This window comes from Micromonospora rubida (assembly GCF_009908295.1).
In the GTDB taxonomy this organism is placed as follows: domain Bacteria; phylum Actinomycetota; class Actinomycetes; order Mycobacteriales; family Micromonosporaceae; genus Micromonospora; species Micromonospora rubida.
Genome location: NZ_JAAALO010000002.1, coordinates 451,017 through 474,728 on the forward strand (window position 1 = coordinate 451,017; position 23,712 = coordinate 474,728).

At 74.5% G+C, this 23,712-nt stretch carries 19 protein-coding genes; 5 read left to right on the forward strand and 14 right to left on the reverse strand.

The window, feature by feature from the left end; all coding sequences use genetic code 11:
• Positions 1 to 69: 69 nt before the first annotated feature.
• The 3 genes from GVV04_RS06445 to GVV04_RS06455 all read right to left on the reverse strand — a co-directional run bounded on the left by GVV04_RS06445 (position 70) and on the right by GVV04_RS06455 (position 5,280).
• The gene (locus tag GVV04_RS06445) at positions 70 to 3,726 is read right to left on the reverse strand and encodes an ATP-dependent helicase (protein WP_161685544.1); all 3,657 of its coding nucleotides are present in this window, start codon (positions 3,724 to 3,726) and stop codon (positions 70 to 72) included.
• Between the two features lie 152 nt (positions 3,727 to 3,878).
• On the reverse strand, positions 3,879 to 4,424 hold the full coding sequence (locus GVV04_RS06450; protein ID WP_161685547.1) for an LOG family protein: 546 nt from the start codon (positions 4,422 to 4,424) through the stop codon (positions 3,879 to 3,881).
• A gap of 4 nt (positions 4,425 to 4,428) precedes the next feature.
• Positions 4,429 to 5,280 (reverse strand): LOG family protein, encoded by an 852-nt coding sequence (locus GVV04_RS06455; RefSeq protein ID WP_161685549.1) that lies wholly within the window; start codon positions 5,278 to 5,280, stop codon positions 4,429 to 4,431.
• A 177-nt stretch (positions 5,281 to 5,457) separates the two neighbouring features.
• On the opposite strand from GVV04_RS06455, the gene GVV04_RS32125 reads away from it, so the two are divergent.
• On the forward strand, positions 5,458 to 5,625 hold the full coding sequence (locus tag GVV04_RS32125; protein WP_201753267.1) for a hypothetical protein: 168 nt from the start codon (positions 5,458 to 5,460) through the stop codon (positions 5,623 to 5,625).
• Between the two features lie 110 nt (positions 5,626 to 5,735).
• On the opposite strand, the gene dapE is transcribed toward GVV04_RS32125, so the two are convergent.
• A complete protein-coding gene (dapE, locus tag GVV04_RS06460; RefSeq protein ID WP_161685551.1) occupies positions 5,736 to 6,809 on the reverse strand; it encodes a succinyl-diaminopimelate desuccinylase in 1,074 nt (357 codons plus the stop codon).
• A gap of 24 nt (positions 6,810 to 6,833) precedes the next feature.
• On the opposite strand from dapE, the gene dapD reads away from it, so the two are divergent.
• Positions 6,834 to 7,793: a 2,3,4,5-tetrahydropyridine-2,6-dicarboxylate N-succinyltransferase gene (dapD, locus tag GVV04_RS06465; protein WP_161685553.1), complete on the forward strand. Its 960-nt coding sequence runs from the start codon at positions 6,834 to 6,836 to the stop codon at positions 7,791 to 7,793.
• 125 nt (positions 7,794 to 7,918) lie between these two features.
• Here the strand turns inward: dapD and GVV04_RS06470 are convergent, their stop codons facing one another.
• The gene (locus GVV04_RS06470) at positions 7,919 to 11,284 is read right to left on the reverse strand and encodes a S8 family serine peptidase (RefSeq protein WP_235965722.1); all 3,366 of its coding nucleotides are present in this window, start codon (positions 11,282 to 11,284) and stop codon (positions 7,919 to 7,921) included.
• A 142-nt stretch (positions 11,285 to 11,426) separates the two neighbouring features.
• On the opposite strand from GVV04_RS06470, the gene GVV04_RS06475 reads away from it, so the two are divergent.
• Positions 11,427 to 11,984 (forward strand): sugar O-acetyltransferase, encoded by a 558-nt coding sequence (locus GVV04_RS06475; protein ID WP_161685555.1) that lies wholly within the window; start codon positions 11,427 to 11,429, stop codon positions 11,982 to 11,984.
• Positions 11,985 to 12,052: 68 nt separating this feature from the next.
• On the opposite strand, the gene GVV04_RS06480 is transcribed toward GVV04_RS06475, so the two are convergent.
• The 5 genes from GVV04_RS06480 to fdxA all read right to left on the reverse strand — a co-directional run bounded on the left by GVV04_RS06480 (position 12,053) and on the right by fdxA (position 16,097).
• Entirely contained in the window at positions 12,053 to 12,697 is a 645-nt protein-coding gene (locus tag GVV04_RS06480; protein ID WP_161685557.1) for a nucleoside/nucleotide kinase family protein, read from the reverse strand.
• Positions 12,697 to 13,341 (reverse strand): SIMPL domain-containing protein, encoded by a 645-nt coding sequence (locus tag GVV04_RS06485; protein ID WP_161685560.1) that lies wholly within the window; start codon positions 13,339 to 13,341, stop codon positions 12,697 to 12,699. The genes GVV04_RS06480 and GVV04_RS06485 overlap by 1 nt, the downstream gene beginning before the upstream one ends.
• A 165-nt stretch (positions 13,342 to 13,506) precedes the next feature.
• Positions 13,507 to 14,526, reverse strand: a complete 1,020-nt coding sequence (locus GVV04_RS06490; protein ID WP_161685562.1) for a prephenate dehydrogenase — start codon at positions 14,524 to 14,526, stop codon at positions 13,507 to 13,509.
• 132 nt (positions 14,527 to 14,658) lie between these two features.
• A complete protein-coding gene (dapC, locus tag GVV04_RS06495) occupies positions 14,659 to 15,774 on the reverse strand; it encodes a succinyldiaminopimelate transaminase (protein ID WP_161686732.1) in 1,116 nt (371 codons plus the stop codon).
• On the reverse strand, positions 15,771 to 16,097 hold the full coding sequence (gene fdxA, locus GVV04_RS06500) for a ferredoxin (protein ID WP_007072862.1): 327 nt from the start codon (positions 16,095 to 16,097) through the stop codon (positions 15,771 to 15,773). The genes dapC and fdxA overlap by 4 nt, the downstream gene beginning before the upstream one ends.
• A gap of 79 nt (positions 16,098 to 16,176) precedes the next feature.
• Here fdxA and GVV04_RS06505 point away from each other — a divergent pair, with 79 nt between their 5' ends.
• Positions 16,177 to 17,148, forward strand: coding sequence for a GNAT family N-acetyltransferase (locus GVV04_RS06505; RefSeq protein ID WP_161685565.1), 972 nt, complete (start codon positions 16,177 to 16,179; stop codon positions 17,146 to 17,148).
• A 533-nt stretch (positions 17,149 to 17,681) separates the two neighbouring features.
• Here the strand turns inward: GVV04_RS06505 and GVV04_RS06510 are convergent.
• The 3 genes from GVV04_RS06510 to mshB all read right to left on the reverse strand — a co-directional run bounded on the left by GVV04_RS06510 (position 17,682) and on the right by mshB (position 19,615).
• Entirely contained in the window at positions 17,682 to 18,146 is a 465-nt protein-coding gene (locus tag GVV04_RS06510; RefSeq protein ID WP_161685568.1) for a hypothetical protein, read from the reverse strand.
• An 81-nt stretch (positions 18,147 to 18,227) separates the two neighbouring features.
• Positions 18,228 to 18,668 (reverse strand): hypothetical protein, encoded by a 441-nt coding sequence (locus GVV04_RS06515; RefSeq protein WP_161685571.1) that lies wholly within the window; start codon positions 18,666 to 18,668, stop codon positions 18,228 to 18,230.
• A 17-nt stretch (positions 18,669 to 18,685) separates the two neighbouring features.
• A complete protein-coding gene (gene mshB, locus GVV04_RS06520; protein WP_328822238.1) occupies positions 18,686 to 19,615 on the reverse strand; it encodes an N-acetyl-1-D-myo-inositol-2-amino-2-deoxy-alpha-D-glucopyranoside deacetylase in 930 nt (309 codons plus the stop codon).
• Positions 19,616 to 19,702: 87 nt separating this feature from the next.
• On the opposite strand from mshB, the gene GVV04_RS06525 reads away from it, so the two are divergent.
• On the forward strand, positions 19,703 to 21,847 hold the full coding sequence (locus GVV04_RS06525; RefSeq protein WP_161685576.1) for a S9 family peptidase: 2,145 nt from the start codon (positions 19,703 to 19,705) through the stop codon (positions 21,845 to 21,847).
• A 78-nt stretch (positions 21,848 to 21,925) separates the two neighbouring features.
• On the opposite strand, the gene GVV04_RS06530 is transcribed toward GVV04_RS06525, so the two are convergent.
• The gene (locus GVV04_RS06530; RefSeq protein WP_161685579.1) at positions 21,926 to 23,668 is read right to left on the reverse strand and encodes an ABC transporter substrate-binding protein; all 1,743 of its coding nucleotides are present in this window, start codon (positions 23,666 to 23,668) and stop codon (positions 21,926 to 21,928) included.
• Positions 23,669 to 23,712: the final 44 nt, after the last annotated feature.

Here is a 23,712-nt window from a genome sequence, read left to right on the forward strand (position 1 = left end):
CTCACTCCTCGCGCTCACGGGTGACATCTCAGTTCGCGACTGCGGGGCTCGCAAGCTCACTCCTCGCGCTCACGTCAGCCCCTGGCGGCGGGGGGTCGGCGGCTCGACGACCTGGCGCCCCTGCCCGGACACCGGGCAACTCGTGCGCACCGGGCAGACCCGGCACTTCGAGTTGGCGACCGCGGCGAAGGTGGCGGCGGCCATCGTATCGGCGGTGCGCCGCACCAGCGCGGTCGCCCAGCCCGCCTCCGGCCCCTGCCCCGCCGCCGGCTGGCTCTGCTCCTTGGCGTCCTTCGCGCCGGTGCCGAGCTGCACCAGCGCCGCGCCCCCGGACTCGTCGCCGAACTCCGGGAACGCCCCCGACTCCACCGCCGCCTGGTACGCCCCGAGCTGCGGATGCTCGCCGATCTCGGGCTCGGTGACGGCGGTGGACTTGCCGGTCTTCAGGTCCACCACCACCAGCCGGCCGGCGTCGTCCACCTCCAGCCGGTCCACCCGGCCGGTCAACTCGACCGGCCGGTGCGGGTCGTCGAGCCGGACCGCGAACTCGTGCTCGATGGCGAGCAGCCGGCGCGGGTTGCCGGCCAGCCAGCGCAGCAGCTTGTCCACCATGGCCTCGGCCCGCTCCCGCTCCGGGCCGACCATCCACCGGGCGGCCAGCTCGATCGCGTCGAACCGGGCGGCCACGTACTCCAGCAGGGCGGAACGGTCCGCGCTGGCGTCCTCGGCGAGCATCGCGGCGGCGTGCACCAGGTTGCCCACCCCCTGCGCGGCGCTGGCCGGCCCGCTGCCGCCGTGTCGCTCCAGCAGCCAGCGCAGGCTGCACCGCAGGGCGCTCTCCATCGCCGACGGGGTGACCTTCACCGGCTGCCCTTCGTCGACCAGCGGCCGATCGTCGGAGAGGCCGCGCAGCCCCCACCAGTCGTCGGGGTGCGCGCCGGGCACCCCGGCGGCGGACAGGCGGGCCAGCTCGGCCGCCGCCGCGCGCCGCCGGTGGTGCGACGCCGCCGGGTCGGCCACGGCGGTACGCAGCTCCGCGACCAGCGCCGGCAGGGTCAGCGCCCGAGGCGGCCCGGCCACCGGCAGGGTGACCGGACGATGCTCGGCGGGGACCGGGCCGCCATCGCCCGGACCGCCGTCGCCCGGGCCGCCGTCGCCCGGACCACCGTCGCCCGGACGCGGCGGCTCGGTCTGGTCCAGCTCGTACAGGAACCGGCTGGGCTGTTCCTCGTGGTCGTCGCCGCCGACCGCGGCCGAGGCGACGGCGCTGACCAGCAGCCGGCGACGGGCCCTGGTCACCGCCACGTGGAAGAGCCGGCGCTCCTCGTCCAGCAGGGCGGACGTCTGCCCGATCAGGACCGCCCGCCCGCCGTCGTCCTGGCCACGGCCGGCGAGCACGTCGACCAGCCGCTCGGAGCCGAGCAGGCTGCCGCGCAGCCGCAGGTCCGGCCAGACGCCCTCCTGCACCCCGGCGATCGCCACCAGGTCCCACTCCAGCCCCTTGGCGGCGTGCGCGGTGAGCAGCCGGACGGCCTCGCCCCGGTCGGCCGTCGCGGCCAGGGTGTCCGCCGGCAGGTCCTGGCCGAGCACGTGGTCGAGGAAGACCTCGGTACGGGCGCCGGGCAGCCGGTCGGCGAACCGGGCCGCCGCGTCGAAGAGCACCAGCACGGCGTCCAGGTCCCGGTCGGCGGCCTCGGCCCGCCAGCGCCGTGCGGTCTCGTGCTCGCCGGTCGCCGCCTGCCCCCGGGTGATCGCCCCGGCCCAGCGCTCGGCCAGGCCGCTGGCGTCCCACACCGCCCAGAGCACGTCCTCGGCGGTCGCCCCGGGCCGCTCGGCCGCCTCCCGGGCGATGGCGAGCAGGCCGGCCACCGCCTGCGCCGGCTCCGCCCAGAGCCGGTCGATGGCCGCCAGCTCCTCCGGGTCGCGCAGCGCGTCGACGATCAGCTCGCCGGAGGGCCGGCGGTCCCCACCGGCCAGGGCCAGGGCGCGCAGCCCCTGGCGCAGCCGCCGCTCGGCCAGCGGGTCGGCCCCGCCCAGCGGCGAGTGCAGCAGCACCACCGCCGCCTCCTCGTCCAGCCGCTCCGGCTCCAGCGCGCAGCGCAGCAGGAGCAGCAGCGGGGCCACCGCCGGTTGCAGGTGCAGCGGCAGGTCCTCGCCGTGCACCACGGTCGGCACCCCGGCGGTGTGCAGCGCCCGGCGCAGCACCGGAAGCTGCCGGGCGGTCGAGCGGACCAGCACCGCCATCGCCGACCAGGGCACGCCGCCGAGCAGGTGCGCCGCGCGCAGGGCCTGCGCCAACCAGGCGGCCTCGCTGGTGGCCGAGCGGAAGGTACGCACCTCGACCGAGCCGGCCGGGGCCGCCGGCAGCGGATGCAACCGGCGGTGGGCCGCCGGGCCACGCAGCCGGCCGGTGAGCCGCCGGGTGGCGGTGAGCATCCCCGCACCGGCCCGGTACGACGTGTTCAGCACGACCTGCGCGGCCGGCGCCCCGGAGACGGTGCGGAACCGGTGCGGGAACGCGCTCACCCCGGCCGGGTCCGTGCCCCGGAAGGCGTACGTGGCGGAGTCCGGATCGGCGAAGGCGACGAGGGACTTTCCCCCGCCGGCCACCGCGGCGAGCAGGTCGAGCTGGGCCGGGTCGGTGTCGGCCAGCTCGTCGACGTACACGTGGGCGAGGCGGCGGCGTTCGGCCTCCATCAGCTCCGGGTCGTCGAGCAGCAGCCCGGTGGCGGCCCGGACCAGCTCCGCCGGGTCGTACGCGATCGAGCCGCGGTTACTGACGTCACGCAGGGCGAGCACGGCGACGTACTCGCGGAGGAAGCGGGCGGCGGCCGGCCAGTCCGCGCGGCCCAGCCGCTCCCCCAGCCGGGCCAGCTCCGCCGGGCCCACCCCGCGCTCCGCGGCCCGCATCAGCAGGTCGCGGAGCTGGGCCGCGAACGCCCGGGTACGCAGGGCGGGGCGCAGGTCCTCCGGCCAGCCGACCGGGTCGTCGTCGGGTTCCTCGCCGACCACGTCGAGCAGCTCCCGGATGATCAGATCCTGCTCGGGGCCGGTGAGCAGCCGCGGGGACGGCTCCCCCCGCTCGGTGGCGGCCCGGCGCAGCAGCCCGTACGCGTACGCCGGGAAGGTGCGCACCAACGGCTCGCGCAGCACCCGGTGCCCGTCGCCGGCCACCCGGGCCTCGATCCGGCGGCGCAGGTCGGTGGCCTGCCGACGGCCGAAGGTGAGCACCAGGACCCGCTCGGGGTCGACGCCCTCGGCCACCCGCGCGGCGACCGCCTCGACCAGCGTGCTGGTCTTCCCGGTGCCCGGCCCGCCGACGACGAGCATCGGCCCGCCGGTGTGCGCCACGACCTCGGCCTGGAGCGAGTCGTCCCGCCACCCCCGGCCCCGTTCAGCCCTTCCGCCCCGCTCCGTTTCCTCGGCCGGCCCAGCTTCCTCGGTGCGTTCCGCCCTCTCGGCCGGCACCGCGGTCGACTCCTCGGCGTGTCCCCGCCCGGCGGGAGACTCCTCGGCGCGCGCCAGACCGCCGGCAGGCTGGTCGGCGTACGTGCTACCGCCCCCGCGGCCCTCACCGGCCTGCGCGTCATCGCCGCCCGGTCCCCCGGCCCGATGATCCCGCTCGGTCGCCCCCTCGGGCCGACCGTCCCCCCGCGCCGCCCCACCCGACCGGCGGTCCCCCCGGGCCGCCTCGGCAGGCCGACGCACCAGCCGGTACGCCTGCATCCCCCCATCCCACCACGCCCCTACGACACCCCACCCCACCCGGTCCCGCCCCCGCCTGGCGATCAAGAAGTTCGCGTCAACAGCGCGCCAGATCCTGACGAAAATCTCTTGATCACCGGGGCAGGCGGGGCGAGCGGGGTGGGGCAGAAAGGTCAGGTGAGGCGGGGGGTCAGGGCGTCCAGGGCGGCGGGGATGCTGTCGACGACCGTGAGGAGGCCCAGGCCGGCCGGCTTGAGGAAGTTGCGGTCGGCGAGGCTGGCCAGCCAGTCGATCAGGGGGCGGTAGAAGCCGTCCACGTCGACCAGCACCATCGGCTTGGTGTGCAGGGCGAGGGTGGCCGTGGTCCAGACCTCGAACAGCTCGTCCAGGGTGCCCAGCCCACCGGGCAGGGTGAGGAACGCGTCCGACTTTTCGATCATGAGGGTCTTGCGGTCGGCCATACTGCCGGTGACCAGTAGTTCGTCCGAGGCGAGGTCGGCCACCTCCAGGTCGACGAGGGACTGCGGGATCACCCCCAGGGTGGTCCCGCCGGCGGACCGGGCCCCGTCCACCACCGCACCCATCATCCCGACGCAGCCGCCGCCGCTGACCAGCGTGTGGCCGCGCCGGGCGATCTCCGCGCCCGCCTCGGCGGCCAGGTTGAGCCAGCGCCGGTCGAGGGTACGGGACGACGCGCAGAACACGCAGATCGCCGCCACCGGCTCAGCCCTCCCGGCCGTGCTCGGCGGCGGCCTGCTGGTCCGCCGCAGTCTGGGCGACGGCCTCCTCGCGGACCGCCTCCTGCTCGGCGGAGAGCGCGGCCTCGGCCTCCACGATGTGCCGGACCGCCGCGTCGACGTCGTCGGTGAGGCAGATCAGCTCCAGGTCGATCGGCCCGATCTTGCCCTCGACCGCCATCGTGTCGCGCAGCCAGTCGAGCAGGCCACGCCAGTAGTCCGTCCCCATGAGCACCACCGGGAACCGGGTTACCTTGCCGGTCTGCACCAGGGTCAGCGCCTCGAACAGCTCGTCCATGGTGCCGAAGCCGCCGGGCAGCACCACGAACGCCTGGGCGTACTTGACGAACATGGTCTTGCGGGCGAAGAAGTACCGGAAGTCGATGGCCAGGTCGACCCAGTCGTTGAGGCCCTGCTCGAACGGCAGCTCGATGCCGAGCCCGACGGAGAGCCCGCCGGCTTCGCTGGTGCCCCGGTTGGCCGCCTCCATCACGCCGGGGCCGCCGCCGGTGATCACCGCGTACCCGGCCCGGGCCAGGGCGGCGCCCAGGTCCTCGGCCATCCGACACTCCGGGCTGTCCGGCTTGCTCCGGGCCGAACCGAAGACGCTGACCGCCGGCGGCAGGTCGGCCAGGGTGTCGAAGCCCTCCACGAACTCCGACAGGATGCGCAGGGCCCGCCAGGCGTCCTTGGTCTTCCAGTCGCCGCGCCCCCGGGAGTCCAGCAGCCGTTGGTCGGCGGTGCTCGTCGGGATGGCCTGGCGGCGCAGCGTGACGGCGCCCCGATGCCGTTCCCGCCCCCGCTCGCGGCCCGAGCCTCGTCCGTTGCTGTCGCTCATGGGAGCAACCGTAGTGGAGGGGCACCCACCGGAGGTGGCACCGGAACCAGGTGGCGGGCGGACAGCGGCGGGGCGGACAGATTTTCCACGACCAGGGCAACTAATTCGGTCGCACGCACGTCTTAGTATTCACATACCGGGTATGCCCCGGCGCGCGCCTTCGGGGGAGGAGCCAGCGTGATCAGCAGCAGCGAGATGATCCGGATCCGTCGGCAGATGCAGCGACGGATCCAGGACGTGGTGGCCGAGCGCCGCCGCACCCGGCAGATGGAAGCCAGCACCGCCGACCTCACCGGCGACCCGACCGACACCCGCCCCGAGTCGTCCCTGTCCCCGACCGCCTGACCGACCGTACGGCTGCCGGCCGGGCGGCCCGCCCACCGAATCAGAGTGGGCGGGCCGCCCGGCCAGGCCACGCCCCCGGCCAGGCTTTCAAGCCCCGGGGCACGGCGGGTTCAGGCGGGGGTTAGCCAGCGGTGCAGGGTGGCCGCGCCGTCGCGGATCTTGCTGATCTCGACGTGCTCGTCCGGGTGGTGGGCCAGGTTGGGATCCCCCGGGCCGAAGTTCAGCGCCGGGATGCCCATCGCGGCGAACCGGGCCACGTCCGTCCAGCCCAGCTTGCCGATCGGGGTGGTGCCGACCGCCGCCACGAACTCCTTCGCCGGGGCCGCGTCCAGCCCGGGCGCCGCCCCGGCCGCCGAGTCGGTCACCCGCAGCTCGAAGCCCGCGAACACCTCACGCAGGTGCGCCTCGGCCTCGGCCGGCGTCCGGTCGGGCGCGAACCGGTAGTTCACCTCGATCTCGCAGTGGTCCGGCACCACGTTGCCGGCGACCCCGCCGCCGACCCGGACCGCGTTCATGCCCTCGCGGTAGTCGCAGCCGTCGAGGGTGACCCGCCGCGCCTCGTACCCGGACAGGCGGCGCAGCACCTCGCCGGCGGCGTGGATGGCGTTCACGCCGTGCCAGGAGCGCGCCGAGTGGGCCCGGACGCCGGTGGTGGTCACCACCGCACGCATGGTGCCCTGGCAGCCGGCCTCCACGATCCCGTGCGTCGGCTCCAGCAGCAGCGCGAAGTCCGCCTGGAGCCACTCCGGGTACGCCTCGGCGACCAGGAAGAGGCCGTTGTACTTCGACTCGATCTCCTCGGCCTCGTAGAAGAAGTACGTGACGTCGTACTTCGGCTCGGGCAGGGTGACCGCCAGGTGCAGCGCGTACGCCACCCCGGACTTCATGTCCGAGGTGCCGCAGCCGTACATCAGGTCGCCGCGCATGGTCGACGGGAAGTTGTTGTTCAGCGGGACGGTGTCCAGGTGCCCCGCGAGCACCACCCGGGAGTCCCTCCCCAGGTCGGTACGCGCCATGACGGTGTTGCCGTGCCGGAACGTGGTCAGATGCGGCACGGCACGCAGCACCTCCTCGACACAGTCGGCGATCGCCTTCTCGTCGAGAGAGACGGACTCGATGTCGACCAGGACGCGGGTCAACGCCACCGGATCGGCGAGGACCTCAGGGGTCAGCGGGTTCTCCATGGTTCGCACGGTACCGTCACAGACGTGACGACTGCACAGCCTGCGTGGGGCATCGGCTTGGCCACCATCACCGCTGACGAGCAGGTGCTCGACACCTGGTACCCGACGGGCAAGCTGGGGCTCGGCGAGCTTCCGTTGGTCTCCGGCGAGGACGAGGCGGACGTGCTCGACCTGCCGCCGGGGGCGGTCGGCGAGCGGTCGCTGCCCGGCCTGCGTACCGCCCAGGTGGTCACGGTGATCGGGGCGCTGGACGAACCGATCAAGGACGCCGCCGACGCGTACCTGAGGTTGCACCTGCTCTCCCACCGCCTGGTGCGGCCCAACGAGCTGAACCTCGACGGCATCTTCGGCAAGCTGGCGAACGTGGCCTGGACGTCGGCCGGGCCGTGCCCGCCGGAGCGGGTGGACGAGCTGCGGGTGATCGAGCGGGCCGCCGGCCGCCACCTGAGCGTGTACGGGGTGGACAAGTTCCCCCGGATGACCGACTACGTGGTCCCCGCCGGGGTGCGGATCGCCGACGCCGACCGGGTCCGGCTCGGTGCCCACCTCGCCGCCGGCACCACCGTGATGCACGAGGGCTTCGTCAACTTCAACGCCGGCACGCTGGGCACCTCGATGGTCGAGGGGCGCATCGTGCAGGGCGTGCTGGTCGGTGACGGCTCCGACATCGGCGGCGGCGCGTCGATCATGGGCACCCTGTCCGGCGGCGGCACCGAGAAGATCAGCATCGGCGAGCGCAGCCTGATCGGCGCGAACGCCGGCGTCGGCATCTCCCTCGGCGACGACTGCGTGGTCGAGGCCGGCTGCTACGTCACCGCCGCCTCGAAGATCGCCCTCCCGGACGGCCGGGTGGTCAAGGCCCGCGACCTGTCCGGCGTCGACGGCCTGCTGTTCTGGCGCAACTCGGTCACCGGCGCGCTGGAGGCCCGCCCCCGCACCGGCCGGGGCATCGAGCTGAACGCCGCCCTGCACGCCAACGACTGACGACCGTCGGCGGTGCCGCGTGGCCCGGCGGCCGGATCACCGAGGCCGGGCGACGGCGGCACCGCCGACGGAGGACGGCACGGGTCCGGGCCCGGCGGGACGTGCCGCCGGGCCCGGACGCCGGTTCAGCGCAGCCGGTACGCCTGGATGATCCGCGTGGTCACCGTGTTTCCGGCGGTGTCCTTCGCGGTGGCCCGCAGCGAGACGTGGCCGGTGCCGGCCGGGTGCGTCAGCGTGGCCGTCCAGCCGGAGCCCTGGCGGCGCAGTTCCGCCTTGCGCCAGGTCTTCCCGCCGTCGTACGAGGCGTCGACGGTCAGCTTGGCGACCTTCGCCGCCGGAGCGCCGTCCTGCCGCTCCACCCGCACCGGAACGGTGAAGGACCGCCCGGCGGGGGCGCTGTTGTCGACGCGCAGCGCCGGGGCGAAGCGCACCGCCATCGCCTGCAGCGACGCGAAGCCGTCACCGGGGACGTGCTTCGACCGGAACGTCCAGGCGCTGGTGACCTCTGTGCTCAGGTCGGTGAAGCCGCGCTTCGCCGAGGTCTCCAGCCGGTAGTTCGCCGCGCCCGCCGGCACCTCGAACTCCCCGTACCCCGGGTATTCGCTCTCCCCGACCAGCTTGCCGCCGCGATACAGCCTGGTCCACTCGGTGTCGTTGAGCGACCCGCCGGCGTGTCCGCCCGCGTCGCTGTGTACGGGCAGGTCGGCCACGATGGTGTCGCCCGTGCGGGTGATCCCCTCGTGCCCCCAGCGCCGCACCGGGAAGGACGGCGCGAACGGGGCCTCGCCCCAGGTCTCGTGGGACGTCCGGCCGGCCCGGTACGCCGTCGGCGGCGTGCGCAGCACCGCCTGCGTGTCCAGCCAGCCCTCGGGGCTGGGGGTGCCGAAGTTCAGCTCGCTCTCCCACCGCACGTGGTTGGTGCTGTAGTGCTCGACCCGGCGGCCGGGCGTCGCGGTGGGCAGGACCACGGCGGAGCCGCCCGTGTTGTACTCCAGCTCGCCCAGGACCATCCGCTCGGCCTCCAGCCCCGGGTAGGCGTCCCGGAAGGTGTGCACGACGGTGGCCAGGTCCCGGCTGCGGTAGTGCTTGACGAAGCCGGTCGGCATCCGGCCGGGGAACGCCTCCAGCAGCGCGTACAGGTAGGGGCTGCTGGCCGCGCCCTGCTCGGCCCATTGGCTGCCGATCGTGGCGACGAACCGCTCGGGAGTGCTGGCCGGGCCGACCTGCCCGCTGGTCAGCCCCTCGAAGCCGTCGCTCCACAGGCTGAACCCGTAGATGCTTTGGTCGGCGCCGAAGAAGACCGTGCTGACGTCCACCAGTCGCGGGGTAGCGCCGCGCTGCGGCACCGTGTTCAGCACCGGCTTGGCGGTGCGGGCGTCGAGGGTGAGCCGGAGCGCCCGATCGACGATCATCTCGGGCCGGGCGAGCACGGTGGCCCCGGCGGGCTCGCCGTTCGCGTCGGTGGCGAACAGGTAGCTGGCCAGCCCGTACCGGCCCTTCGGGACGCGCACGGTCGCCGTGCCGTCGGCGTCGTAGACGTCCACGAAGTTGAAGGAGTTCAGGCCGACCAGGGTGGTGCCGTACTCGCTGATGGGCTGGCCGTCCCGGCCGACGTGGGCGATGGTGACCTCGTAGCTCTCCACCTCGCGGTGCACGGCGATCGGGGTGACCGCCACCGTCGCGCCGGATCGGGCGACGACCCGGCCGGTGTAGTACCCGTCCGCGCCCTGGACCCGGGTGTCGGCGGTGACGGTGGCCTGCGCCTGGCCGCCGGCCGGCACGGTGACCTGGGACGCGCCGAGCTGGAACAGGCCGGCCGGGGCGGGGTCGCCGTCCGGGCCGGTGGCCTCGACCGTGAGGTCGAGGGTGACCGGCGTGGACCCGGAGTTGCGCCAGTTCACCGTGCGGGCGATCGTGGGGTCGTCGCCGTGCGGCCACTCGGCGCGGCCGAACGACACGCTCGCCGGGTCGCTGGTGACCTGCTGGCCAATCGCGCGGGCCACGTCGACCCGGCCCGCGCCCTGCTGGTAGGCGGTCTGCCCGGGGTGCGGCTTGGCCGAGGCCATCAGCGTCGACTTGAGCGCGCCGGCCCGCCAGTCGGGGTGCCGCTGGGCGAGCAGCGCCGCCGAGCCCGCGACGTGCGGGGTGGCCATCGACGTGCCGGAGAGCGTCATGTACTTCTCGCCGACCGGGTCGCCGAGGTCGCTGCCGGCGGCCCGAGCCGCGACGATCTCCACGCCGGGGGCGGTGATGTCCGGCTTGAGGCCGTCGTCGCCGACCCGGGGGCCCCGGCTGGAGAAGTCGGCCAGCTCGTCGTCGCGGTCGACCGCGCCGACCGCCAGGGCGGCGTCCGCGCTGGCCGGGGAGCCGACCGAGCCGTCGGAGCCGTCGTTGCCGGCGGCGATGACGAAGAGGGTGCCGGTCTGCGCGGTGAGGGTCTGCACCGCCTGCTCCAGCGGATCGACCTCGGGGGTGTCCATTCCGCCGAGGCTCAGGTTGACCACGGTGGCGTGCTTCTCCGCCGCCGCCCACTGCATGCCGGCGAGGATCGCCGAGTCGGCGCAGCTGGTGCTCTCGCAGACCTTGCCGGAGAGCAGCGTGGCGTCCGGGGCCACCCCCCGGTACTTCCCGCCGGAGGCGGCGCCGCTGCCCGCGATGATCGAGGCGACGTGGGTGCCGTGGCCGACCGTGTCGCCCGGCTCGGGCGCCTCGCTGAAGTTGTGCGACTCGGCGAGCCGGCCGGCGAAGTCGGGGTGCTCGGGGTCGACGCCGGTGTCCAGCACCGCGACGGTGACGCCCCTGCCGGTGAGCCCGGCCGCGTGGGCGGCGGGCGCCCCGATCTGGGGCACGCTGTGGTCCAGGGTCACCTTGCGCCGGCCGTCCAGCCAGAGCCGGTCGACACCCTCCGCCGTGTCGACCCGGGCGGACGCCCGGCCGGAGGTCATCGCGCCCCACACCGCGCCGGCTCGGGCCTTCTCGGCCGTCACCGCCGCCCCGCCGATCGCGGGCAGGTCGCGGGTCACCCGGGTGCCGGCGATGCCGGCGACGGCCCGGCGGGCCTCACCCGAGCGGTACGAGACCAGCAGCGGCAGGCTGTTGCGGTGGGCGTCGTCGTAGCCGGCCTCGATCAGCCCGGTGACGTCGAAGAGCCGTCGGTCCACCTTGCCCGACCGGAGCAGCGGCAGCGCATCCTGGGGCAGCACGGTGACGCGGCCCCGGTCCCGCTGGACCAGGAAGCGCAGGTCGGCGCGGCCGGCTCCGGGCCGGACGGACACCGCGCCGGAGGCCGCGACGGTGACCCGGTCACCGGTGACCAGCGTGACCGTGGTGGCCGGGCGTCCGGCGGTCCGGCCGGCCGGCTCGGCCCCGGCGGGGGTGGCGGAGGCGGGGGACGTGGCCGGGGCGGCCCCGGCCGGGGTGGTCAGCGGCGCGGCGAGCACCAGACCGAGGGCCAGCGCCAGGCCGGCCGATTTTCTTCCTGCTCGATGCAACGGATTCCTCCTTGTGAGGCGTCATCACTGACAGGGGTCGCACAGGTACAGAAGAGAATTGCATACTCGGTATGCGGAAGAGAAGACAGGAAAGTGACAAACTTGACACTAAGTGGAGGCCCGGCCGGGGGATGATCGGCCGATGACCTCCATGAAGGACCGCATGCTCGCCGGCGAGTTGTATCGCGCCGAGGACCCGGAGATCCTGGCCGACCTGGACCGGGCCGCCTGCCTCAACGAGGCGTTCAACCGCAGCTCGGCGGCCGACCCCGAGGGCCGGCTGGCCGCGCTGCGCGAGCTGCTCGGCTCCGTCGGCGAGGGCGCCTGGGTCCGACCGCCGTTCCACTGCGACTACGGCTGGAACGTCCACCTCGGGCCGCGCGGGTTCGTCAACTTCAACGCGGTCTTCCTCGACGTCGCCCGGATCAACGTCGGCGCGGACGTCCAGATGGGACCGAACGTGCAGCTCCTGACGGCCACCCACCCGGTCGACCCGGAGCCCCGGCGGGAGAAGTGGGAGGCGGCGCAGCCGATCACGATCGGGGACAACGTCTGGCTCGGCGGTGGGGTGATCGTGCTGGCCGGGGTGAGCATCGGCGACAACACGGTGGTCGGCGCGGGATCCGTGGTGAACCGCGATCTGCCGGCGAACGTCGTCGCGGTGGGCAACCCCGCCCGGGTCGTACGCGAGCTCGCCTGACCCGTCGACCGGGCCGCGGCTCACGGTGCGGGACGCCGCCCCCGGGGCACCGCCGCCGGCCCCGTCGCTCAGGCGGGCGGGTCGGCCAGCCGGACCACCAGATCGGCGCGTACGGCGGTGCCGGCCACCAGAGCCGCGTTGGTCTCGTCGCTGCCCAGCGCCCAGGCCCGCGCCTGCTCCGCCGACCGCCCGTACGACTCGTGCCGGGCGGTCAACCGGCGGAGCCGCAGCTCGGCGTCCAGGTCGAGGAACCACACCTCGTGCAGCAGCGACCGCACCTCGTCCCACGGATCCTCGGGCAGCAACAGGTAGTTACCCTCGGTCACCACCAAGCGCACCTCGGGCGGCACCTCGACCGCACCGGCGACCGGCTCCTCCAGGTCCCGACGGAACTCCGGGGCCCAGACCGAGATCGGCTCCAGCCGGTGCAACCGGCGCAGCAGCGCGACGTACCCGCCGACGTCGAAGGTGTCCACCGCGCCCTTGCGCGCGTCCCGGCCGAGCCGGCGCAGCTCCGCCTGGGCCAGGTGGAACCCGTCCATCGGCACCAGCCGGGCGGCCGCACCCACCTCGGCGACGACCCGCTCGGCCAGCGTGGACTTTCCCGCCCCCGGCGCTCCGGCGATGCCGAGGAGCTGACGGGGCCCGGCCCCGGCCAGGGCCCGGGCGCGGGCCACCAGCTCTCCGAGCGAGAGGACCCGGGCGGCCGGCATCAGCCGAGGGCCGGCTCGGTGATCGTGAACCGGGCCTCCACGGCCGCGTGCACGCTCTGCGGCTGCGGGTCCAGCTCCAGCTCCGGCGGGGCGTCCTCCAGCCCGCCCGACTTGAACGCGGCGCGGGTCATCATCGGCTGCGGGGTCAGCCCGTTGTCGGCCAGCTCCAGCAGCGCGGTCACCCGGGAGCCCAGCGCCTCGGCGTACTCCCGGGCGCGGGCCAGCGCGTCGGCGATGGCGGCGTGCCGCGCCTCCCGGTACGCCGGGCTGTCCGGCCGCAGCGACCACCACGGGCCGGCGACCTCGACCTGGTCCTGATCGGCCAGGCGGAGCATCAGCTCGCCCAGCGCGGTGAAGTCGGTGACGGTGACGGTCGTGGCGACGCTGCCGTGCCAGGCCACCACCCGCTCGCCGGAGCGCTTCGTCTCCGGCCAGACCCGCAGGTCGCCGGTCTCCCGGCGGTCCACGGCCGGCTCGGCGGCGTCGAGCAGCACCCGCACGGCGGCGGCCCGCTCGGCGAGCCGGGCCAGAACGGCCTCCCGGTCCCGGTCCCGCGCCATCGCGGCCACCGTGAACCGGGCCAGCTCGGGAGCGACTTCCCGGTACGCCTCGCCGCGTACCGCCACGATTGGTCCGTCCACCATGCCCTCACCCTAGAGGAAGGAAAGGGCGCCTCATCGTGGCCCGCGTTGAGCAGGGCCCTCGTCGGCACCTTCGCGGGCGCACGGGACGGCGGAACGACGAGGTCTCGGGCGAGCGGCCGGGGCTGGCCCGGGGTGGTCGGGGCTCAGACCCGGGGTCGCCGGGGTTCAGGCCGGGGTGGTCGGGAGGTGGCCGGTGTAGGTCACCGTCCCCGCCGCCACCCGGCACCCGGTCAGGTGCCCGCCGGCGGCGCCCAGCGACAGCAGGTACCCCAGTTCGCCGTCGACGTCCCCGCCGAGCGAGAAGCCGCGGACGACCGGGGGCAGCTCGCGGTCGATCAGGGCCAGCCGCAGCCCTCGCGCCCGCTCGTAGTGCCCCACGAGGGCCGCCGCGTCGCCGGCCCGCAGCGCGGCGGCGAGCTGGTCGAGCAACCCGGTCACCCGGCCGAGCTGGGCGAGCACCTGGTCGCGGTTGTTCAGCAGCATGTCCGCCGTCCGGGCGGCCGGGGTGCCGGCGACCCGGGTGCCGTCCCGGAAGCTGCCGGCGGCCAGGCCCAGCACGGCGTCCCGCAGGTCGGCGTCCGCCACCGCGCCCGCCAGGCTCCCGGCCAGCAGGTGCGGGATGTGCGAGGCGAGCGCCGCCGCCGCGTCGTGCGCGTCCGGCGTCATCGGCACGACCCGCGCGCCGAAGACGTCGATGACCAGGGCGGCGAGCGTACGGAACCGCTCGATGCCCGCCGCCGCCGGGCAGAGCACCCAGGCCGCGCCGTCGAACAACTCGGGGACGGCGGCGGTCAGCCCGGCGCGCGCCGCTCCGGCCATCGGGTGCCCCGGGATGAAGCGGTCGGGCAGTCCGTTCGCCGCCGCGAACCCGGCGATCCCGCCCTTGGTGCTGCCCACGTCGGTGAGCACGCAGTCGGGACCGGTGTGCTTGGCGACGATGAGCAGGGTTTCCGGCAGGCTGGACAGCGGGCCGCAGAGGAACACCACGTCCCGGCCGCGGACGGCGTCGGCCAGTTCTTCGGGGAAGGGGATGCCCCGGGCGCGTCCCTCCGCGCGGGTGGCGGTGTCCGGGTCCCAGCCGGTGACGTCGATCCCGCGCTCGTGCAGGCGGAGCAGGACGGAACCGCCGATGAGCCCCGTGCCCACCACCGCGGCCCGGGGGTCGCCACTGCGCCTGTCCACCATCACGCACCTCGGCGTTTTCGGTCGGTACACGTCAAGCTTCGACTCGGTTCTTCGGCACCAGGGCTGTCCCCAGCCCGGGCCCGCTCGGCGCATACCCGATCTTGAGGAGCGGAGCGGCGAGGGGGCCTCCGGTCAGGGCAGGGCGAGGCGCGCGGCGACCGCCGCGATGTGCTCGTCGGACTCGGTCAGCGCCGCCCGGACGTGCTGCGCGCCGCCCGGGCCGTAGAAGACGCCGGCTGCGACCAGGATGCCCCGGCGGGCCAGCCAGTCCACCGTCGCCCAGCAGTCCTCGCCCCGGGTCATCCACAGGTAGAGCCCGGCCTCCGAGTGCTCGACCGTGAACCCGGCACCGGTGAACGCGGCCAACAGCCGCTCCCGCCGGGCCCGGTAGCGCTCCCGCTGGGCGTCGGCGTGCTCCTGGTCGCCGAGCGCGGCGATCATCGCCGCCTGCACCGGGGCGGGCACGATCATGCCGGCGTGCTTGCGCACCCTGAGCAGCTCGGCGACCAGGGCGGGGTCGCCGGCGACGAGGCCCGCCCGGTACCCGGCCAGGTTGGAGCGCTTGGACAGCGAGTGCACCGCCAGCAGCCCGTCGTACGACCCGCCACAGACCTCGGGCGCGAGCACCGACACCGGCTCGGCGGCGGCCGACCAGCCCAGCGGCAGGTAGCACTCGTCGCTGGCCACCACGGCGCCCCGCTCGCGGGCCCAGTCGACCACCTTGCGCAGGTGGTTGGCGGGCAGCACCCGGCCGGTCGGGTTGCCCGGCGAGTTCACCCAGACCAGCCGGACCCGGGGGTCGGGCCCGAGCGCGGTCAGCGAGTCGGTGCGCACGGTGGTGGCGCCGGCGATCCGCGCCCCGTCCTCGTACGTCGGGTAGCAGACCGACGGCACCACGACGATGTCACCGGGGCCGAGGCCGAGCAGGGTGGGCAGCCACGCCACCAGCTCCTTGGAGCCGATGGTGGGCAGCACCCCGAGGCCGTCGACGCCCGCACCGCAGACCCGGGCCACCCAGTCCGCGATGGCGGCCCGCAGGGCGGGCGTGCCGGCGGTCAGCGGGTAGCCAGGGGCGTCGGACGCGTCGGCCAGGGCCTGCCGGATCACCGGGGGCACCGGGTCGACCGGCGTGCCGATCGACAGGTTGATCAGGCCGTCCGGGTGCGCCGCGGCCACTGCGGCCGCGGCGCCCAGGGTGTCCCAGGTGAAGTCGGGCAGCCGTGACGAGACCGGCTCGGGCCGACTCAGTGGCCTTCTCCGCGCGGTGGCTGGCCCGCGACGAAGGTCGCGTCCTTCTCCACCTTGCCGATCTTCGAGGCGCCCCCGGGCGAGCCCAGGTCCTCGAAGAACTCGTAGTTCGCCCCGGTGTAGTCCTTCCACTGCTCCGGGACGTCGTCCTCGTAGAAGATGGCCTCGACCGGACACACCGGCTCACAGGCACCACAGTCGACGCACTCGTCGGGGTGGATGTAGAGCATCCGGTTTCCCTCGTAGATGCAGTCGACCGGGCATTCCTCGATGCATGCCTTGTCGAGCACATCCACGCAGGGCTCGGCGATGATGTAGGTCACCGGTCTTCTCCTCCGCAAGACACGCCGCGATCACCCGCGACGGTTAGAGCCTAGTATCTCGCCGGGGAGGGGGTCGATCGTGCTCCGACAGCAGGATGTGGGACACCGGATCGTGGTTCGCCGGATTGTGGGGATTCGCGAAGGCCGGCCGCTCTTCTCGGACGCCCTCGGCGAGCTGGTCGAGCTGACCGAGACCCATCTCACCCTCACCACCGCGCAGGGCCGGCTCCAGGTCCCGGTGGGCGAGGTGCACCGGGCCAAGCGGGTGCCGCCGGCCCGCCGGCCGACGGCCGGCGCGGTGGTGGCGCTGGAGCTGGCCGCCGACGCGGCGTGGCCGGCCCCGACCCGGGGCCGCCTCGGCGACTGGCTGCTGCGCAGCGCCGAGGGCTGGACCGGACGGGCGAACTCGGCCCTGCCGGTCGGCGACCCGGACCGGCCGCTGCCGGCCGCGCTGGACGCCGTCGAGCGCTGGTACGCCGACCTCGGGCAGCCCGCCATGGTCAACACGCCGCTGCCGCTCGCCGCGCCGGTCGGCGCCGAGCTGGACGCGCGGGGCTGGGGCGCCCGGCCGCCGGTGCTGGTGCAGACCGTGCCGCTGGCCAGGCTGCGGGCGGACCGCGCCGGGCTGCCGCCGGTCGAGCTGACCGCCGCGCCGCCGGTCGAGCTGACCGCCGCGCCGTCCGACGACTGGCTCGCCGTCGCCGCCGGGCGCAAGGGCGGCCTGCCGGACGCCGCCCGGCACGTGCTCACCGCCGTGGACCAGGTCCGCTTCGCCCGGGTGTACGCCGACGGCGAACTGCTCGCCGTCGGCCGTGGCACGGTCACCGGCGCGCGGCGGCTGCTCGGCCTGACCCTGATCGAGGTCCTCCCGCACGCCCACCGGCAGGGCCTGGCCACCCGGGTCATCCGCGCCCTGGCCGACTGGGGCGCGGCCCTGGGCGCCACCGACGTCTTCCTCCAGGTGGAGCAGAGCAACGCCCCGGCGGTGGCCCTCTACCGCTCGCTGGGCTTCACCACCCACCACACCTACCTCACCCGCGTCGCCCCCTGACCAATCCGGCTCCGGGCCCGACAGGTCCGACCCGCGCGGGCCCTAGCCTGTGTCGAGGTCATCGACGCGGCCCCCTTGGGGGGCGACGATGTGCGCGTTGGCGCCGGGGTGCACCGCTGCCTGCCGTGGCGTGATCGTCTGCTGATTTGTGAGACGACACGCCGGGCGAGTTCTCCAAAATCAGCAGACGATCATGAAGCCCCACCCCAGAGGGCGGGGCGGGAACGCCGACGCTGACATCGTCGCCGACCCGCGGGCAACCCCGCAGCGCCCCCTTTGCTCTGCCGCCCCCGGCGCAACGCTCGCGGAGCGTGACGATTCTGCCGCCTCTCGTGCCCGGCCGGCACCCGACCCGAAGCGACTGCGCGACGCTGGTGCTGGTGTTGCACGGCGTGCTGGTGTGCAGGCAGATGCTGGTGTTGCGGTGGCGGCAGCAGAGCAAAGGGGGCGAGGTGGCACTACCCGCCCGGCCCCCAGCCGCTCGGACGGCGGTCCCGCCGTCCCACCTCACCCGGGGCGGGCGGACCGGGCGGTCAGCGGCGGACCGGGCGGTGCGGCTTCGCCGCCTTGATCTCGGCGTACCGCTTGAGCATCCGGGAGCGGTGGTCGCGGCCCAGCGCCGTGAGGGTCAGGTAGCCGACGAGCACGCCGGCGGCTGCGGCCAGCAGGTAGAGCCCGGCCTGGGCCAGCAGGGTGCCCGCGTCGCCGTCGAACGGGTTCTGCCCGACCAGCAGCGGCCCGACCAGGACGGTCAGCAGCACCGCGATCCCCACGGCTGCGGCCACGTCGCCGGCCCAGCGGGCCACCGGGCGGTCCTGCCCCCAGCGGAACGCCAGCACCGCGAGGATCGCCCCGATCACCAGGAACATCGCCAGCGAGACCCGGTCGGCCGCCGCGTCGTCGCCGTCGAGACCGAGCTTGGTGACCACCCGGGCGACCACGTTGACCACGAACAGCGCCGCCGCGAGCACCCCGGCCGACCGCCACCGATCCTTCATCGCACGCCTCCCGCCGCACCGCCCGCCGCGACAGCGGGCCTCCTGGCAGGAATGTCTACCACCGGAAGATGAGCGCCGTCATCACCCGACACGGCGGACCGGCGGCGGAGCCAGCACCTGCCGGAACCCCATCACCGCGAAGGTCATCGCCCCCACCACGATCATCGCGAGCCCGACCCAGTTGTCCCCGGCGAGCAGCAGGTCCCCCTCGCTGGTCCGGACGGCCGCCGCGCCCATCAGCACGAACCACGGCGTCGCCGGCAGGACCACCGCCCACCGGCGGCCGACCGCCGCGTACGCGAACCAGCCCAGCGCGATGTTGGCGACGACGGCCACCAGCACGGACACCCCGATCAACTGCCCGCCGACCCGGGCGGTCGACAGGAGCAGCTCCAGCAGGCCGGTCACCACCGCGCCGAGCACGGCCACCAGGCCGCCGACGACCCGCAGGGCGACGTCGAGCAGCCGCCACGCCCGGCCCGGCGGGGTCGGGGCGGGGGCCTGCGGCGGGACGACCGACATCGGCGCGGCGGGCAGGGTCACCGGACGCCGGCCGCCGAGACCGGTGCGCGGCCGGACCCGTCGTCGTCGAGGCCGATCCCGGCGAAGAGGTCGTCCTCCCAGCCGTACGGGCCGGAGCCCGGCCCCTTCTCCCCCACCGCCAGGGTGAAGTACTCCACCCCCATGAACTCCGCGCCGAAGTTGCCGGCGATCGAGTAGAGCCAGGAGGTGGCCGGAATCTGGGTGGCGTGCGCCCGCATCGCCGCCTCCTTGGCGGTGTGCTGCTCGGTAGCGTCGATCCGGGCGGCGATCTCCGGGTCGGGGGTGCCGAAGGGCAGGTCCTCGATGCTCTCGATGCCGTCGAACGGGTTGTCCGACGACTCGGTGAAGTGGCTCAGGCCGGCCTCCAGCACGCTGCGCGGCATGGCCGTCCAGTAGACCTTGGCCGGGGCGATCCCCTCCGCGGCGGCCAGCTCCACCGCCCGCATCGCCACCCGGTGCGCCTGGATGTGGTCGGGGTGGCCGTAGAAGCCGTTCGGGTCGTACGTGATCAGCACCTGCGGGCGCACCTCCCGCATGATCTCCACCAGGTGCCCGGCGGCGGTGTCGAGGTCGGCCTGCCAGAACGCCCGGGGGTGCTCGTTGGTGTCCAGGCCCATCATCCCGGAGTCGCGGTAACGGCCCGCGCCGCCGAGGAAGCGGTGGTCGGCGACGCCGAGCGCGGCGCAGGCGGCGGCCAGCTCGCCGATCCGGAACCCGCCGAGCTGGTCGGCCTCGGCGGCGGCGAGCTGGGCCAGCTCCGGCACGTGGATCTCACCCTCCTCACCGAGGGTGCAGGTCACCAGCGTGACGTGAGCGCCGGCGGCGGCGTAGTGGGCCATCGTCGAGCCGGTGCCGATGGACTCGTCGTCGGGGTGCGCGTGGACCAGCAGGAGGCGGCGGTCGGGCAGCGTCGTCACGACGGTCACTCTAACCGGCGCTGGATTCCCCGCTGTTCCCGACGCGTCCACGCAGGTCGGCCACATCGCCGCCGGCCCCGCTCTACGATCCGACGTGTGGACTTTCCGGAGCTGGCCGCCCGTACCCGCCGGTTCTGTCACGGGGCACCGCGCGCCGTCTCCGTGGCCGACGACGGCGCCCGGGTGATCTTCCTGCGCTCGGCCGGTCCGGAGGACCCCGCCGACGCGCTCTGGCTGCTCGACCCGGCCAGCGGCGAGGAGCGGCTGGTCGCCGACCCGGCGGGGCTGCTCGGCGCCGGCGCCGACCCGGCGGCCCTCGCCCCCGGGGAGCGGGCGCTGCGCGAGCGGCTGCGGCTCAGCGCCGCCGGCATCGGCTCGTACGCCCTGGACGGGGCGGGCCGGGTGGCGGTGTTCGCGCTGGCCGGCCGGCTGTTCCGGGCCGACCTGGTGCACGGGGACGTGGTCGAGGTGAACACCGCTGGCCCGGTCATCGACCCGCGCCCGGACCCGACCGGCGAACAGCTCGCGTACGTCACCGACGCCGCCGACGGGGTGCGCCGGGGCGAGCTGCGGGTGGTGTCGGCCGACGGCACCGACTCCCTGCTGGCCGGCGAGGACGCCGGGGTCACCTGGGGGCTGGCCGAGCACGTGGCGGCCGAGGAGTTCCACCGGTTCCGGGGCTACTGGTGGGCGCCGGACGGGCGTGCCGTGCTGGCCGCCCGGGTCGACGAGTCCCGGCTGCCCCGCTGGCACCTGCACGACCCGGCGGACCCGGCGAGCCCGCCGACCACCGTCGCGTACCCGCAGGCCGGCGGGCCGAACGCCGAGGTCAGCCTGCACCTGCTCGACCTCGATGGCGGCTGGGTCGACGTGCACTGGGACCGGGAGACCTACCCGTACCTGACGTCGGTCGACTGGGCCGACGGCAACCCGCTGATCACCGTGCTGCGCCGCTCCCAGCAGCACGGCCTGGTGCTCGCGGTGGATCCGCGCACCGGGGAGACCCAGGTGCACGCGGAGTTGGCCGATCCCCGCTGGGTGGAGCCGATCCCCGGCACCCCGGCGCACCTGCCGGACGGCCGGGTGCTGGTCGGCGGCGAGCTGGCCCACGACGGGTACGACGCCCGCTGCCTGTTCGCCGACGGCACCCTGCTCACCCCGCCCTCGCTGTACGTGCGCCGGGTGGTGGGCCGGCTGCCCGCCGGCAACGGCCCGGCCGACCTGCTGGTCGAGGCGAGTGAGGGCGAGCCGAGCCAGCGACACCTGTACCGGGTCCGGACGCTGATCGGCGGCGGGGTGGACGCCCGCCGGATGAGCGGCACCCCCGGCTGGCACACCGCCGCGGTGGGCGGGGACACGCTGGTGGTCGGCACCGCGTCGCTGGAGCAGCCGGGGACCACCTGGTCGGTGTGGCGCGGCGACCGGGAGGTGGCGCAGCTCCGCTCGCTGGCCGCCACCCCGCCGTACGCGCCCCGGCCGACGATGGTGCGGGTGACCGACCGGCGGCTGCCGAGCGCGGTGCTCTACCCGACCGACCACGTCAAGGGCACCCGGCTGCCGGTGCTGCTGGACGTCTACGGCGGCCCGGGGCACCAGGAGGTGGTGGCGGCCCGGTCGGCCTGGTTGGAGCGGCAGTGGTGGGCCGACTCCGGCTTCGCGGTGGTGACGGTCGACAACCGGGGCACCCCCGGGGTGGCCCCGTCGTTCGAGAAGGCGGTGCACCGGCGGGTCGCCGACGTGGTGCTGACCGACCAGATCGACGCGCTGACCGCGCTCGCCGGCAAGCACCCCGACCTGGACCTGGGACGGGTCGGCGTGCGGGGCTGGTCGTTCGGCGGCTGGCTGGCCGGGCTGGCGGTGCTGCGCCACCCGGAGCTGTTCCGGTGCGGGATCGTCGGCGCCCCGGTCACCGACTGGGCGTTGTACGACACCGCGTACAGCGAGCGCTACCTGGGCATGCCGGAGGACGGAATGGACGTCTACGCGCACCACTCGCTGCTGGAGCTGGCCGCCGAGCGGCCGGTGTCCGGCGAGCCGGCCCGGCCGCTGCTGCTGGTGCACGGCCTGGTCGACGACAACGTGGTGGCGGCGCACACGCTGCGGCTGTCGGCGGCGCTGCTCGGCGCGGGCCGGCCGCACTCGGTGCTGCCGCTGACCGGGGCCACCCACCTGGCCGCGGGCGGCCTGTCGGAGCGCCTGCTCCGCCTGGAACTCGACTTCCTCCGCACCCACCTGGGGTGAACGAAGGGCCCCCGCTCGACGGCGCTGTCGAGCGGGGGCCCTTCGTCTACCGGGCTGGGGCCCGGCCGTGACTCGGCACTACTTCTTGACGTGCGCGTTCACGAAGGACGGGTACCCGAAGACGCTGGAGATGAAGACCCCGCCGGCCTTGGAGCCGTGCACGAGGTAGGCCACGTCGACGTAGAGCGGCACCACCGGCGCGTGCTCCTTCATGATCTTCTGGTCGAGCTTGGCCCACTCCGGCCCCTGCTTGGTCGGCTCCAGGGCGAGGATCCGGTCGAACTCGGCGTTGATCGCCGGGTCGTTGAAGAACGCGCTGTTGCTGTTGCCCTCGGCCTTGATGGAGCGGCCGTCGTAGAGCACCGGCAGGATCGACGCGCCGCTGGGCCAGTCCGCCGCCCAGTTGCCGATGTACAGGTCCCAGGGGTTGTTCTTCTTCTTGACCTCGTCGAGCTTCGCGTCGTCCGGGATGTTCCGAACGGTGATCTTGAAGCCGGCCCGCTCCAGGTTGCCCTTGAGCTGGATCGCGATCTTCTGCTCGCCCGTGTTGTCGGCCACGCCGAGGACCAGCTCCGGGGTCTTGCCGCCGAGCAGCTCCTTGGCCTTGTCGACGTTGCCGTTGGCCCCGGCCGGGTACGCGTCGTACGCCTCGTAGCCGATGGTGGACGACGGCATCAGCGTGGTCATCGGCTGGGCCACGGTCTGCCCGCCGACCGCCTTGATCAGGCCGTCCCGGTCGATGGCGTAGTTCAGCGCCTGACGGATCTTGAGGTCCGTCACCCGCTGGTTGTTGATCACGAGCTGGTTGGCGCTCGGCGTCGGGGAGAGGATCGTCCGCGACTTCAGCGCCGCGTCCTGGGCCACCTTGGCGACCAGCGAGGACGGCACGTAGTTGAAGGCGACGGCGCTCTGGTCGGCGCCGTTGTCGGCGATCACCCGGTTGTTGGCGGCGTCGGCGGTCGGGCCGAAGCTCCACACGAACTGGTCCGGGTACTGGTGGCGCACCGGGTCGGTGGCGGCGTCCCAGTGGGGGTTACGGTCCAGGGTGAGCTGCACGCCGGCCTGGTTCTTGGCGACCTTGTACGGGCCCGAGGAGAACGGCCGCTGGTCCAGGTTGACCCCGGTGTCCTTGTCGGCCTTCAGCGGCGCGCTGGTCGGCAGCGACACCGCGAACGGCAGGTCGCAGCGGGGCTTGGCGAACTCGAAGCGCAGGGTCTTCGGGTCCGGTGCGGTCAGCCCCGGCGGCAGCGAGGTCTGGTTCTTCTTGAAGTCCCACTTGGTGTCGTACTCCGGGCTGTCGGCCAGCCACTCCTGCACGTAGGTCGGGCCGCCGGCGAGGTCCGGGTTGAACGACCGGGCGATGCCGTACGCGATCTCCTTGGAGGTGATCGGGGTGCCGTCCTCGAACTTCACCCCGTCCTTGATCTTGAACTCCCAGACCTTGCAGTCGGAGTTGACGTTGGTGCCCGGGGTCTCGGCCAGGTCGCCGACGAGGACCAGGCCGCCCTTGCCGTCGTCCTTCCAGGTGGTCAGGTAGCGGGAGAAGAGCGGGTTGGCCATCAGGCCCGCGAACGAGTACGTCCGCTGCGGGTCCAGGTGGGAGATCGGGGTCTCCCGGATGATGGTGAAGGTGCCGCCCTTCTGCGCCCCGGCCACCTCCGCCGCCGGACCCAACGAGTCCTTCGGGTCGGTGGCGATGACCCCGGTCTGCTGCCGGGTGTTGTCCACCGTGGTGCCGTCGCCCGTGTTCTCCGAGCACGCCCCCAACGTCACCACCAGTGCGATGGCGCCGCCTGCGGCGACCGCTGCGCGTGGTCTCATCTGCTACCTCCTCCACCCGGTGCCGCCGGGCGGAAACGCCGACG